This is a genomic window from Mesorhizobium sp. B4-1-4 (genome assembly GCF_006439395.2).
Classification (GTDB): domain Bacteria; phylum Pseudomonadota; class Alphaproteobacteria; order Rhizobiales; family Rhizobiaceae; genus Mesorhizobium.
Genome location: NZ_CP083950.1, coordinates 3,231,604 through 3,245,142, shown reverse-complemented (window position 1 = coordinate 3,245,142; position 13,539 = coordinate 3,231,604). Strand labels below are relative to the sequence as shown.

Sequence of the window (13,539 nt, the reverse complement as noted above, 5' to 3'; positions counted from 1 at the left end):
GTCTAGTAGTCCTTCAGCTTCTTCATGTAGCGCCGGCCCTCAAGCATCGGCCGGTCGCGCAGATCGGCCAGCTTATAGGCAAACCGCCATAGAGTGTCGAAGAAGACCAGGGGCACGAGATAAGGCTTGATCCGATCTGCCATGCCCGTGAGGTCGAGTTCCGTTGCGTCCACAAGCAGGATGTTCTCACGGCTACCATATTTGAAAAGAAAGTCGCGTGCGCGTTCGGTGAGGCGCCGCGTCTCGTCCAGACCCAGCATCACGATGAAGCCGGCATCCTCGTCCACCACCTCGAAAGGCCCGTGGAAGAACTCGTTGGCATGGATGGCCTGCGAATCGTACCGCTGCATCTCCATCAAAACGCAGATTGCGTACGAATAGGCCGCGCCATAGCTGGCGCCGCTGGCAAGGGTATAGATTGCCTTGCGCGGCGCGAAGCGGGGTGCAAAGGCCTGAAACCGGTCTTCATAGGTTTGGTGCGCACGATCGATCGCCGGCTGGAGATGGCCGAGGCTGATCAGCAGGTCGGCGGTCAATCCGGCATTCTCTCGATCATCGATCAGCCCAGCGAGCACCATGTAGAGCACTCCGTAGTTGCTGTAGGCTGAATCGATTGTTTTGCCGGTCGTATAGGAAGCCTGGTAGGCGACCGAGTGGTCGACGGCCCGAGCAAGCGGCGATGTTTGGTCGAGTGTCATGCCAATCGTAGTGGCGCCTCGGTCCCGTGCATGACTGGCTGCCCGCACGGTTTCCTTGGTTGTTCCGGTCTGCGAGCAAAGAATGACGAGCGTATCGGGTCCCAAACGCCGCGGATCACGGCAGACGAACTCATCCGCATTGTAGATGTCGCAGGCCATCGTGCCGCTGTGACGGTCGACGAAGTATTTTCCTGCCATCATGATGGAGAGCGAGCCGCCGCACGCCACGAGAAACAGATGCGAAAACCGCCTGCCCGCCGTAGCAGCCAGGGCCTGTTCTACATCGGCGGGCAGTGCGGAAATCATGGGCATCCTCGTCTCGTTTGAAAGCTTGCGATCGGCGCGCAATTGACAAACAGCTGTGCTTGTGTGAACGTTCTCACATTCATAACCGGAAGTTCTGCCATGGTCAAGATTGCCGCGATGGGCGATAACGTTGTCGATTGCTATCTTGCCCGTGGCGAGATGTATCCTGGCGGCAACTGCCTCAATGTGGCGGTCAATGTCAGCCGCTTCGGTGGGCAGGCGGCATATGTCGGAGCGATCGGCAGAGACCGTGCCGGGGACCTGATCCACGCCGCGCTGTCATCGGAGCGCGTCGACGTCAGTCGGCTGCGCCGCCTCGACGGGCCCACCGCCTACTGCCTCATAGGTCACCACAATGCCGATCGGATTTTCCTGACCTTCGATCTCGGCGTGTCGATGTTCACGCCGAACCGAGAAGATCTCGATTTTCTCTCGGGCTTTCAGGCCACCCACATCGGTCAGTCTAGCGGGCTCGATGCATGGATACCGGAGATTGCCAGTAAATCGCTGGTCTCTTACGATTTTTCGACGCGGCGGGAAGTGGAGCATCGCTATTCGATTGGACGCCACTGCTATCTGGCCTCTGTGTCGGGTGACGGTCTCGATGACAAGGAATCGGACGCAATTGCATCCGAATTGCTTGCATGTGGTTCCAAATGGGTCCTTGTCACGCGTGGTCGGGCCGGTGCACTGCTTCGCAGCCACTCCGTCTCCTGCCGCGTCGCGGCGCGACTGGTCGAACCGGTCGACACGCTGGGCGCGGGCGACACATTCATCGCCCGAACGCTGTTCGGCCTGCTTAAGCAGGAGGCACCTGAGAACATCCTCGGCCAAGCCGCAGAGGCAGCGGCGGCTACCTGCCAGCACTACGGGGCGGTCGGCCATGCGGCGGCGATCGATTTAGGCGCGATCACGTCCGAAATCCTCATCCGAGCACGGCGCCTACAAGACGAAACGGCGTAGTTGCCGGATTCTCCAGGACAATTGACGCACAGAATTTCTAGTGCTAATGTGAGAACGTTATCATTCTGAAACCCGGCGCCGCCTGAGAGCGTCGGTCCGTGGATGAGAGCTCAAGCGGGATCGCAGGCCGAGTACGGCTATCAATGAGAGGAGAAGACATGCAAACGAATTCGAGCAGGCGTCGGCTGATCAAATGTGGTCTGGCCGCGACCATTGCGCTGGTGACCGGATTTGCAACTTTGGTCGCGTCAACGCAGTCAAAGGCGGCCGGCAATCCCTACAACCTCATTGATCCTTCGGCGATCAGTGTCGGGACGATGGGCGATGCAAAACCTTATGTCTTCACCGACGCCAATGGCAATTTCACGGGGTTCGACGCGGAACTGTTCCGTGACGTGGCCCACCGGCTCGGTTTCAAGGACGAGCAGGTCGTTTTCACCGGCCAGGAATTCTCGGCGCTGCTGCCATCCGTTGCCAACGGCCGTTTCGACGTGGCCGTTGCCGCCATCGGCACGACCGCGGAGCGCAAGAAGACCGTGGATTTCAGCGACGGCTACCTCGCTGGCTACCTGTCGATCATCTCCGCCGATCCGGCTCTGACCAGCAATGAGAGCACCGCCGGAAAGCGCATCGGCGTGATCCAGGGAACACTGCAGGAAATCTATGCCGAGAAGAACCTGAAGGGTGACATCGTCAAATTTCCCGACAACAACACCGCGGTGGCTGCACTCAATAACGGAACGATCGATGGCCATTTCACCGACTACGAGTCGGCCAAGCAGTATGTCGAGCGCTATAAAAACCTGAAGATAACGATGAACGTGCCGTCCTTCGATGCGCCGGCCGGATTCGTGGTCAAGAAAGGCAACGACGCCTTCCGGGAGGCCCTGAACAAGGCACTGCACGAGGCCATGGACGACGGCACCTGGAAGCGGTTGCATGAGAAATGGTTTCCGGGCACCCCGATGCCGGATCAATATTTGCCCAAGAAGTAAATTCGCGCCTATTCATTGTCGCATTCCGGCCGGGTCCCGTGAGCAGCGGAGCCCGGTCGAACTATAGAAGGCCTGATATGAGCTGGTTCGATACCTTCTCGCGCAGCTTCCTCGATTTCCAGGCGATGGCGGAAGTTCTGCCGAACATGGTCATGGTCGGCCTCAAGAACACCCTGATCCTGGCCCTTGCCTCGACATTCTTCGGCACGCTCATCGGCATCGTGCTGGCCGTCATGGGGATATCGGAGAACCGCCTCCTCAAACTCCTGGCGCGCGTCTACACCGACATCTTTCGTGGGCTTCCCGCCATCGTCACCATTCTGATCATTGGCCAAGGCTTTGCCCGGCTGGGCCGCGATCTGTTCGGTCCGTCGCCCTATCCGCTGGGTATTCTAGCGCTCAGCCTGATTGCTGGTGCCTACATAGGAGAAATCTTCCGCGCCGGCATTCAGAGCGTCGAGCGCGGACAACTCGACGCCACGCGCACGCTCGGCATGACCTATGGCCAAGGCATGAGGCTGGTGGTCATTCCCCAAGGTATCCGCCGCGTGCTGCCCGCACTGGTCAACCAGTTCATCGGCAACGTCAAGGATTCCAGCCTTGTCTACTTCCTCGGGCTTCTCGCTTCGGAACGCGAACTGTTTCGGGTGGGGCAAGATCAGGCCGTCCTGACCGGCAACCTCTCACCGCTTTTGCTGGCGGGCGTATTCTACCTGGTGATCACCGTGCCTTTGACCCACCTTGTCAACTACATCGATGCGCGCATGCGCGTTGGCAAGCGCATCGTTGCTGTGCAGAGCGGACTCAAGGAAGTCGCCGAGCTTGCCGAAGCGGGCGCGCCGGAGCTTGCAAGGTCGTCCGTGGCAGTGACGACCCGGTTCAAGGGCGGCAGCATTGAAGTCAAAAACATCGATATGGCCTATGGCAACCTTCAGGTCCTGTATGACGTCAGTCTGAAAGTAGAGCCAGGGACCGTCACATGCCTCATCGGGCCATCCGGGTCGGGCAAATCAACATTGCTGCGATGCCTGAACCGGCTCGTCGAATGTCGCGCGGGGGATATTCTGCTCGATGGCGAAAGCATTCACAAGTCGACGCCTGATCAGCTTCGCCGGCGCGTCGGCATGGTTTTCCAGCAGTTCAATCTGTTTCCCGATCGCAGCGCGCTCGCCAACATCACTTTGGCACTGCGCAAGGTCAAAGGCGTGTCGCGCGAAAAGGCCGACAGCTTGGCCCAGGAACGCCTCCGGGACGTCGGGTTGCTGGAGCGCAAGGATCACCGGCCGGCCAATCTTTCGGGCGGACAACAACAGCGGGTGGCTATTGCGCGGGCATTGGCGCTCGAACCCGAAGTCATGCTTTTCGATGAGGTCACCAGCGCCCTTGATCCGGAACTGGTGAAAGGCGTCCTGAATTTGATGGCCGACCTTGGGCAAAGGGGAATGACCATGGTTGTGGTCACGCACGAGATGAATTTCGCTCGCAAGGTCGCGAACCAGGTTGTGTTCATGGATGAGGGCCGGATCGTCGAAGCAGGGCGGCCGCAGGATCTTTTCGACAATCCGCAGAGCCCACGGCTTCGGCGCTTTCTGTCCGAGGTGTTGTGATTGCAATGATGTGCGCAACTTCGGGTGAGGTGGTTTTCAACCTTGCGGGACAGGGTCTGCTGCCGCTAGCTCGTCTCTTCACGATGCACCCATGGGCGGCAAGGCTTGGTGAGTGACTTCAAGATCATCAAAAAACCCAACCATCATCGAGGTCGCTCGCCGGGCCGGGGTGAGTTCCGCCACGGCAGGGCGCGTACTTGGTGATTACGGCTACAGCAGCCCCGAAGTTCAGGAGAAAGTGCGCGCCGCCGCAGCCGCGCTGGGCTATCGCCCCAACCGCCTGGCCAAAGGTTTAATCACCGGCAAGACGCAGACCATCGGGGTTGTGGTCGGCGACATCGAAAGCCCATTCTATGCCAGCGTGCTGCGCGGAATTGGGGACGTCGCGCGTAGCGGCGGCTTCGGTGTCATCGTTACGAACAGTGACGAAAATGCCGAACTCGAACGAGAGGCGGTTCAGCTCCTGCTTGAAAAGCAGGTCGACGGACTGATCGTCTCATCGACCTTTGTGGACGAGCCGGATCATCTGCGGGAGGCCATCGCGGCCCGCTGTCCCGTCGTGCAGTTCGATCGCATCGCGGCGGGTCTGGAAACCGATTCAGTCGTGGTCGACAACGTTTCTGCAACGCGCAGCGGCATCGCGACGATGATCGCGGCCGGCCACGGCCGCATCGCCATACTGGCGGAACTCGGGCCCGGCCAGCGCGATGATGTCGGCTCCTTTGTGGCAAACACCGATCTCTCCAGCGCTGATGTTCGCTATCATCATCCAAGCTGGCAAAGGCTATTGGGTTATCTGGAAGCCCATCGTGCCGCAGGCATCAAGCCGGATCTGCGGTTGATCCGTCGCGTGGCGGTTTATTCGAGCGAGGCAGCCCGCAAGGAGGCGCTCGACCTGTTGACGATGCGCGATGCGCCGTCTGCCCTTTTTACCGCCGATGGTGTGATGTCGACAGGGGTTTTGGAGGCGACTTCCGCACTGAAACTTGCGATTCCGGGAGACGTATCGTTGCTTTGCTTCGACGATCTCGACTGGATGCAGTTCGTGGCCCAAGGCATCACCGCCATAGCGCAGCCGGCGCATCTGATTGGAGCGGAAGCCGCGGAACTCCTCTTGAAGAGACTGGCCGAGACCATGATACCTTTCGAGCACCGTGTCTTGACGGCCCGTCTGGTGGAGCGCAGTTCGATCGCCGTCTATACCGACGCATAATCCGCCTTCGCGTCCGACGAGCACGGTGAATTCGTACGCCACGTCCTCGACCGGGATCCAGGAAGAGCATCAGACCATTCCCGGGGCGCTGGCGCTGCTCGGGCTCGAGCCGAAGGACATCGACGTCGTCGTCAACTCGCATTTCCATTTCGACCATTGCGGCGGCAACAAGTATTTTCCGCATGCCAAGAAGATCTGCCATCGCACCGAGGTGCCGCAGGCCTGCAATCCGCAGCCTTTCGAGCATCTCGGCTATTCCGACCTGAGCTTCTCGGCGGAGGCTGCGGAGGCGCGTGGCGCAACCGCGCAGCTGCTGGAGGGCACACGCGCGCCACCTTCGAGGGGATCGAAGGCGATGTCGAACTCGCCAAGGGGGTCAAGTTGATCTCGACGCCTGGCCATTCGATCGGCCATTACAGTCTGCTGGTCGAATTCCCCAAGCGCAAGCCGATCACGTTCACGATCGATGCCGCCTATACCCAGAAGAGCCTCGAGACGCTGTGCCAGGCGGCCTTCCTGGCGCCGAGCTGATGTATTCGCACGACATGGACAACTTCAAGATCTACAAAACCGGCACGCAGTTCTACGGCTGACCGCCGTCAATCGGAGACAAGACCATGCGCTATCTCGAACACGCCGATCCGGTCATCACCCTGACCACGGGGCCGGTGAACGCCTACGCGGAAGTGCTGCGCGGCCTCAGCCGCACGGTGCTCTACGATTACGACCCGGCATTCCAGCTCTTCTACGAGAAGGTGGTCGACAAGGCGCAAGAGGCGATGCGGCTGTCGAACAAGCCCGTCATCCTGCATGGCGAGCCGGTGCTGGGCCTGGAAGCGGCGGCAGCGTCGCTGATCACGCCCGACGACGTCGTGCTCAACCTTGCCTCGGGTGTCTACGGCAAGGGGTTCGGCTATTGGGCAAAACGCTACTCGCCGCATCTGCTTGAGATCGAGGTGCCCTACAACGAGGCGATCGACCCGCAGGCGGTCGCCGACATGCTGAAGGCGCATCCGGAAATCACGATCGTTGCCGTCTGCCATCACGACACGCCATCGGGCACCATCAATCCGATCGACGCCATCGGCGCGCTGGTTTCGGCGCATGGTGGTTATCTCATCGTCGACGCCGTCTCGTCCTTCGGTGGCATGAAGACGCATCCGGAGGACTGCAAGGCCGACATCTATGTCACCGGCCCGAACAAATGCCTGGGAGCACCTCCCGGCCTGACGATGATGGGCATCAGCGAGCGCGCCTGGGTCAAGATGAAGGCCAATCCCCTGGCACCACGCGCGTCGATGTTGAGCATCGTCGACTGGGAGAATGCCTGGTCGCGCGAGAAGCCGTTCCCGTTCACGCCATCGGTCTCCCAAATCAACGGGCTCGATGTGGCGCTCGACCTCTATCTCAACGAGGGGCCGGAGGCCGTGTGGGCGCGCCACACGCTGACGGCAAGGGCCATGCGCGCGGGCGTCGCCGCCATGGGCCTGTCGATCTGGGCGATCAACGACAAGATTGCGTCGCCGACCACGACCGCTGTCCGGACACCGGATGGCGTCGACGAGAAGGCGCTTCGCCAGGCCGCGCGCGCTCGCTACGGCGTGGTGTTTTCGTCAGGTCGCGGCGAAACGCTGAGGAAGCTGACGCGCATCGGCCATATGGGCCCGACCGCGCAGCCGATCTATGCAATCGCGGCGTTGACGGCGCTGGGCGGCGCCATGAACGCGGCCGGCCAGAAGCTTGCGGTCGGCAAGGGCATCGACGCGGCGCTGGCCGTGATCGACGCCGACGCCTGAGCACAAATCAGATTGCACATTGAGGGAGACATTTCATGACTGAACGGCTTGCGGGAAAGACGGCCCTGGTGACGGGCGCCGCGCAAGGCATCGGCAAGGCGATCGCGGCGCGGCTGGCAGCCGACGGCGCGACCGTCATCGTCAGCGACATCAACGCAGACGGCGCCAAGGCGGCGGCCGCCACGATCGGCGGCAAGACGAAGGCGATCGCCGCCGACATTTCCGATCCCGGATCGGTCAAGGCCCTGTTTGCCGAGATACAGGCGCTGACCGGCGGCATCGATATGGGCTAGGTCTTAGTTTGCCGGCCGAAATGGTTTCGCGAGCGAGGCTGGAAAATGCAGTGCAAGCATTTGACGATTTCGCGAAATAAGGACCAATACGACGATCGTCGCCAGATACGGCAGGGCCGACAACAGTTCGGACGGCACCTCCAGTCCCAGCGCCTGTCCCTGCAGCTGGAGGATGGTCATGCCGCCGAACAGCCATGCGCCAAGCAAGACGCGGACCGGCCGCCATGTGGCGAAGACCACCAGTGCCAGCGCGATCCAGCCTTTGCCGGCGGTCATGTTCTCGACCCATAGGGGCGTGTACGCGACCGAAAGATAAGCACCGGCCAGGCCGGCCATCGCGCCACCGAACAGCACCGCCATATAGCGTATCCTGATCACGGGATAGCCGATCGCATGGGACGTCTGTGGCGACTCGCCGATCGTGCGCAGAACGAGGCCGGCTTTTGTGCGGTAGAGAAACCAGCTTATGGCGACGAACATCAGCAGGGCCAGGTAGACCATCGGGTCGAAGCGGAAAAGCAGCGGCCCGACCAGCGGCAGGTCGGACAGAACCGGGATGCTGACGCCGCGCAGCGCTTCGATCGGTTCGCTGCCGAAGCCGCGCCCGAGGAAGGCGGACACGCCGGAGCCGAAAATCGCCAGCGCCAGACCGGCCGCATATTGGTTGGTCAGGAAGGTCAACGCCAGCACGCCGAACAGCAGCGATGCGGCGGCGCCTGCCAACGCGCCGGCAAGGATCGCGACCGGCATGGAATAGCCCGCGGTGACGGCCCAGAAGGCGAGGGCGGCGCCCATCAGCATCATGCCTTCTATGCCGAGATTGAGCACGCCGGACTTCTCGACCACGAGCTCGCCAAGCGCTGCGAATATCAGCGGCGTGGCGGCGATGATGGTGCCGGTGAAGATGGCGATGAAGAGATCCATCAGGCTGTCTCCTGCGCAAACCAAAATTCACTCATCGTGCCATATCGAGTGCATGCGCATCTCGGGCCGGCCGTACCAGGCGAACGCGGTAGAAAATGAAGAAATCGGCGGCGAGCAGGAAGAACAGCAGGATGCCCTGAAAAATGCGCGTCAGCGCCGAGGGCAGGCCAAGCGTCATCTGCACGCCTTCGCCCCCCAGGAAAAGCAGAGACATCAACAGCCCGCCCAACACAATGCCGAATGCGTTCAACCGTCCGATGAAGGCGACGATGATGGCGGCAAATCCGTAGCCCGGCGAAATCTGCGGTGAGAGCTGACCGAGCGGTCCGGCGGCTTCCGCCATGCCGGCGACGCCGGCCGCGGCACCTCCCGCCAGAAGGCCGATCCAGACCGCGGAGGACTCGCGAAAGCCGGCATAGCGCGCGGCAAGGGGGGCCGCGCCGCTGACCGACATCTTATAGCCGAGGAAACTGCGGTCCGTGAACAGCCACATCAGAAACACAGCCACGATGGTGACGAAGATCGACGGATTGAGCCGATAGGCCGGATCGAAGGATCCGAACATCGCCGCCGCCGGCAGCAGCGCGGTTTGCGGATAGTTGAAGCCTGCCGGATCGCGCCACGGTCCATGCACGAGGTACGAAAGGAACAGCGTCGCGATATAGGTCATCATCAGTGTGACCAGGATCTCATTGGTGTTCATGCGCGCGCGCAGGAAGGCGGGGATCGCGGCCCATGCCATGCCGGCACCCATGCCGGCGACGAACATCAGCGGCAACAGCAGCGCGCTCTCCGGGTTCGGCCAGAACAGTCCGACGCCGCTGGCGGCAACCGCGCCCATGGTGAACTGGCCTTCGGCGCCGATGTTCCAGACATTGGCACGGAAGCCGACCGCCAGCCCGCAAGCGATCAGGATCAGCGGCGAAGCCTTGAGCAGCCATTCGGACAGGCCGTTCATCGAGTTCAGCGGCTCGACGAAGAAGGCATAGAGCGTCAGCAGCGGATCGTGCCCGAGGGAGGCGAAAAAGATCGAGCCGACGGCCAGCGTCAAAACCGCCGCCACAAGCGGCGCGGCGATGCGCATCGGTGCGGAAGGCTCGGGTCTTTGTTCAATCCTGAAGCGCAACGTCGCTACTCCCACCTGCCATCGTATCCATGCTCATCGTTCTGCCAGTCATCAGCAGTCCGATCTCTTCACGATCGGTCGTCTTGCGCATCAGCGGTGGTGAAACCCGTCCTTGGCAGATGACCAGAAGCCGGTCGCAAATCTCGAACAGCTCATCAAGTTCCTCCGACACGACGAGCACCGCCGCGCCGGCGCGGCTGAGGTCGAGGATGGTCTGGCGGATGAAGGCGCTTGCACCGACGTCGACACCCCAGGTCGGTTGCGAAACAATAAGAAGTTTCGGCGCCAGCGTGATCTCGCGCCCGACAATGAATTTTTGCAAATTGCCGCCGGACAGGCTCTGCGCGGTCGCTCCCGGGCCGCTGGCCTTGACCTTGAACCTGTCGATGATGCCGGCGGCGAAACCACTGGCCTTGCGCCGGTTGACCAATCCGTTGCGGACGGTGCCGAAGCGACGTGCGGTCAGCACCGTGTTTTCCCATAATGTGTGCGATGGCACCGCACCCCGCCCGAGCCGCTCCTCCGGAACGAAGGCCAGGCCGAGCTTGCGGCGTTCGTCGGGACGCAGGCGGGCGGCAGCCGTCCCGCCAATCCTGATCGCATCGCCTTGCTCATGCGTGCGTTCGCCGCTGAGCAGGGCGATCAACTCAGCCTGGCCATTCCCCGAGACCCCCGCCAGGCCGACGATCTCGCCGCCATTCACGGCGAAGGACACATCCTCCAGGTCAACGCCGAAATGGTCCCTTGCTTTCGCCGACAGGTTCCTGACTTCCAGCACCGGCTTCTCGGTTGGGACAGAGGGGCTGACATGCATTTCCGGCAGCTTCGAGCCGACCATCATGCGGGCGAGCTCGAGCGATGTCGTTTCCTTTGGACGAGCGGTTCCGGTGACCTTGCCGTTCCGCAGCACCGTGGCGGTGTCGCAGAGCTCCTGCACCTCGTCGAGCTTGTGGCTGATGTAGACGATGCTGCACCCCTCGGCCGCGAGCTGCCGAAGCGTCTCGAACAGCTTGACCACGGCCTGCGGCGTCAGCACGGATGTCGGCTCGTCGAGGATCAGAAGCTTCGGCGCCTGCAGCAGGCAACGCACGATTTCGACACGCTGGCGCTCGCCAACCGAGAGATCGTGCACCTGGCGGTGTGGGTCGATCGGCATGCCGTAACGCAGCGAAAGCTCGCGGATCTTGTCGGCAAGCGAGGGCAAGTTAAAGGCGCTGCTTGTCGAGAGCGCTATGTTCTCGACCACCGAGACGGATTCGAACAGCGCGAAGTGCTGGTAGACCATTTCGATGCCGAGCGCGCGCGACATCGCCGGATTGTGCGCGGTGATCGGATTGCCGTCGCAAAAAATCTCGCCGGAATCGGCTTGTGCCGCGCCATAGATGATTTTCATCAGCGTCGATTTGCCGGCGCCGTTTTCACCGAGCACGGCGTGGATCTCGCCGGGCTGGATCGACAGCGAGACGTCGTCGTTGGCGATGACGCCCGGATAGCGCTTGCAGATGTTGCGCAATTCTAGTCGCGGATGCATGGCGGGTCCTGCCGTGGCGTGAAGCGAGGTTGGACGGGAACCAGGCAAGGAGACGCCGAAGGTCAGGCTTCGGCGTCTCCCGGCTCTGCGATGGCGATCAGCTCAGCTTGCCGATCATCCCCTTGACGAACCAGTTCATGCCGCGAATGTCGTCGTCGGTCAAAACCGATCCCGCCGCAACCTTGACCTTGCCGTCCTGGTCCTTCAACTCGCCGGCATAAGGATGCACCTTGCCGCTGCCGATGTCGGCTTCGAGCTGCTTGAGCTTGGCCTTGGTGTCGGCTGGCATGCCGTCATTGTAGGGCGCCATCTTCACGACGCCGGCGGCCAGTCCGTCCCAACGCACTTCCGGCTTCCAGCTGCCGGCGGCGACAGCCTTGGCGGCACCAACATAGTCGCTGGTCCAGTCCAGCACGAAGGAGGTCAGCTGCTTGCCCGAGCCGAACTTGGCCATGTCGCTGGCATAGCCGATCGACCAGGCGCCGCCTTCGCCGGCAACCTGGACGCCTGTCGCGGTATCGGTCATCGAACAGATAACGTCGCAGCCTTGCGAAAGCAGCGTCTTGGCCGCCTCCTTCTCCTTGCCCGGATCGAACCAGGAATTGAGGAAAATGGCGTTGCAGGTGGCGTTCGGGTTGACGCTTTGCGCGCCGAGCAGGAGCGCATTGGCGGGGCCGACGATGTCGGGGATCGGAAAGCCGCCGATGAAGCCGATCTTGCCCGATTTCGACATATAGCCGCCCGCCGCTCCGGCGACGAAGGTGCCTTCGTAGTACTTGGCCTCGAAGGTCCCGAGATTGGCGAGATGGACGATGCCCGAGCAATGTTCGAAGGCGATCTTGGGGAAGCGCGGCGCCACCTTCTGCATCGGCGTGCCGTGCGAGAAGCTGGTGCCGAAGATCAGTTGGTTGCCGGCGCTGGCGAGCTCGCGGAAGATGCGCTCCGCGTCCTGCGGCATGAAGATGTTGTCGATGACGGTCAGGGCGACCTTGTCGCCGAATTGCGACTTGATCGCGTCGACGCCAAGACTGTGCTGCTTGGTCCAGCCGATCTCCGCGACCGGCGAGACATAGACGACGCCGATCTTGAGCACCTCCTGGGCCCGCGCGATGGTGCTCAGTCCTCCAGCGCCGATCGCGGCGCCGATCGCGCCGCTGTATTTGAGGAATCCGCGTCTTGTCAGGTCGTTCATGTTGGTAACCCTCTGTTGGTTTTTTTGGTTGATGCCCGGCTTGTCGATGCCCGGTCTGTTTTGGGGAGATGGACGTGCACGTGCCCCGCGCTGTCGCCATTTCCGGATGTCTTTGCCGGCTTCCTCGATGGCACCAGGGTTGCACCGTCGGCCTTGCCGTCAAGGTAAGGCGCCAGCGCCTCGGCCGGCGTCATCTCCGCAAACACCTCACGGTCCATGATGTAGCCGCGCACCACGGTGCGGTGATGCGTGTCGATCAGGTCCATGGCCTGTTTCAGGCGGCCCTTTTCCAGGAGGTCGACGACCCGCGAATGGTCGTCGAGCAGATTGCAATAGTCGAAATCCGCGGTGATGAGCGAGCGCAGCAGCGTCGTGCGGCGCACGAGCTGTGCATGGATTTCCTGCATCACCTTGTTGCGGCTGAGACGTACGAAAACGGTGTGGAATTCCTGCCCGAGCACATCGGCCAACGCATCGTTGCCGGCAGCAACCGCCTGGCGTTGACGTTCGACATGCTGGCGCAATTCCGCCCATCCGGCCGGACCAAGGCGGTCGCTGAGCTGGGCGGCCACGCCCTGTTCGACAAGCGTCAGGGCGTCGTAGATTTCCATCGCCTCCTGCATGCTCGGCTTGGCGACGAAGGCGCCGCGATTGCGCTCGATCTGGGCCAGTCCGTCGTCGGCAAGCCGTATCAAGGCCTGGCGCACCACGATGCGGCTGACGTCGAATATTTCCGCGAGCTCGCGCTCGCCGAGCTTGCATCCCGGAACCAGACGGTGATCGATGATGGCGCGTGTCAGTGTATCCGCGATCGTCTGGGAACGGCTGGTCAAGGCGCGGCTCTCCGCCATTTCGAGGACATGATCAGCAGGCTTTCCGTGGTGACGACGTGCCT

14 protein-coding genes are annotated in these 13,539 nt (G+C 61.8%); 8 read left to right on the top strand and 6 right to left on the bottom strand.

What is annotated here, in order from left to right; genetic code table 11:
- Nucleotides 1-2: 2 nt before the first annotated feature.
- Entirely contained in the window at nt 3-1,004 is a 1,002-nt protein-coding gene (locus FJW03_RS15550; protein ID WP_140764040.1) for an SIS domain-containing protein, read from the bottom strand.
- Nucleotides 1,005-1,103: 99 nt separating this feature from the next.
- Here FJW03_RS15550 and FJW03_RS15545 point away from each other — a divergent pair, with 99 nt between their 5' ends.
- The 8 genes from FJW03_RS15545 (at nt 1,104) to FJW03_RS15510 (ending at nt 7,871) form a co-directional block, all read left to right on the top strand.
- On the top strand, nt 1,104-1,967 hold the full coding sequence (locus FJW03_RS15545; RefSeq protein WP_140764037.1) for a PfkB family carbohydrate kinase: 864 nt from the start codon (nt 1,104-1,106) through the stop codon (nt 1,965-1,967).
- 158 nt (nt 1,968-2,125) lie between these two features.
- On the top strand, nt 2,126-2,962 hold the full coding sequence (locus FJW03_RS15540; RefSeq protein WP_140764034.1) for an ABC transporter substrate-binding protein: 837 nt from the start codon (nt 2,126-2,128) through the stop codon (nt 2,960-2,962).
- 77 nt (nt 2,963-3,039) lie between these two features.
- Nucleotides 3,040-4,569 carry an amino acid ABC transporter permease/ATP-binding protein gene (locus FJW03_RS30240; protein ID WP_140764253.1) on the top strand — a complete coding sequence of 510 codons (1,530 nt, stop codon included), beginning with the start codon at nt 3,040-3,042 and terminating at the stop codon, nt 4,567-4,569.
- 112 nt (nt 4,570-4,681) lie between these two features.
- The gene (locus FJW03_RS15525) at nt 4,682-5,782 is read left to right on the top strand and encodes a LacI family DNA-binding transcriptional regulator (RefSeq protein WP_140764032.1); all 1,101 of its coding nucleotides are present in this window, start codon (nt 4,682-4,684) and stop codon (nt 5,780-5,782) included.
- Between the two features lie 25 nt (nt 5,783-5,807).
- Nucleotides 5,808-6,167, top strand: coding sequence for an MBL fold metallo-hydrolase (locus tag FJW03_RS30375; protein WP_413466382.1), 360 nt, complete (start codon nt 5,808-5,810; stop codon nt 6,165-6,167).
- Nucleotides 6,164-6,313, top strand: coding sequence for a hypothetical protein (locus FJW03_RS30370; RefSeq protein ID WP_413466381.1), 150 nt, complete (start codon nt 6,164-6,166; stop codon nt 6,311-6,313). The genes FJW03_RS30375 and FJW03_RS30370 overlap by 4 nt, the downstream gene beginning before the upstream one ends.
- Nucleotides 6,314-6,399: 86 nt before the next feature.
- On the top strand, nt 6,400-7,578 hold the full coding sequence (gene ppaT, locus FJW03_RS15515) for a pyridoxamine--pyruvate transaminase (RefSeq protein ID WP_140764029.1): 1,179 nt from the start codon (nt 6,400-6,402) through the stop codon (nt 7,576-7,578).
- Between the two features lie 35 nt (nt 7,579-7,613).
- The gene (locus FJW03_RS15510) at nt 7,614-7,871 is read left to right on the top strand and encodes an SDR family NAD(P)-dependent oxidoreductase (protein ID WP_281407040.1); all 258 of its coding nucleotides are present in this window, start codon (nt 7,614-7,616) and stop codon (nt 7,869-7,871) included.
- Nucleotides 7,872-7,874: 3 nt separating this feature from the next.
- On the opposite strand, the gene FJW03_RS15505 is transcribed toward FJW03_RS15510, so the two are convergent.
- The 5 genes from FJW03_RS15505 to FJW03_RS15485 form a co-directional block, all read right to left on the bottom strand.
- Nucleotides 7,875-8,795: an ABC transporter permease gene (locus FJW03_RS15505; RefSeq protein ID WP_140764026.1), complete on the bottom strand. Its 921-nt coding sequence runs from the start codon at nt 8,793-8,795 to the stop codon at nt 7,875-7,877.
- 31 nt (nt 8,796-8,826) lie between these two features.
- Nucleotides 8,827-9,921, bottom strand: coding sequence for an ABC transporter permease (locus FJW03_RS15500; RefSeq protein WP_140764023.1), 1,095 nt, complete (start codon nt 9,919-9,921; stop codon nt 8,827-8,829).
- Complete coding sequence (locus FJW03_RS15495; RefSeq protein WP_140764020.1) at nt 9,905-11,452, bottom strand: ABC transporter ATP-binding protein; 1,548 nt, start codon at nt 11,450-11,452, stop codon at nt 9,905-9,907. Before FJW03_RS15495 ends, FJW03_RS15500 begins: the two co-directional genes overlap by 17 nt.
- A gap of 97 nt (nt 11,453-11,549) precedes the next feature.
- Complete coding sequence (locus tag FJW03_RS15490; protein WP_140610418.1) at nt 11,550-12,644, bottom strand: BMP family ABC transporter substrate-binding protein; 1,095 nt, start codon at nt 12,642-12,644, stop codon at nt 11,550-11,552.
- Nucleotides 12,641-13,477 (bottom strand): GntR family transcriptional regulator, encoded by an 837-nt coding sequence (locus FJW03_RS15485; protein WP_140764017.1) that lies wholly within the window; start codon nt 13,475-13,477, stop codon nt 12,641-12,643. The genes FJW03_RS15490 and FJW03_RS15485 overlap by 4 nt, the downstream gene beginning before the upstream one ends.
- Nucleotides 13,478-13,539 lie beyond the last annotated feature (62 nt).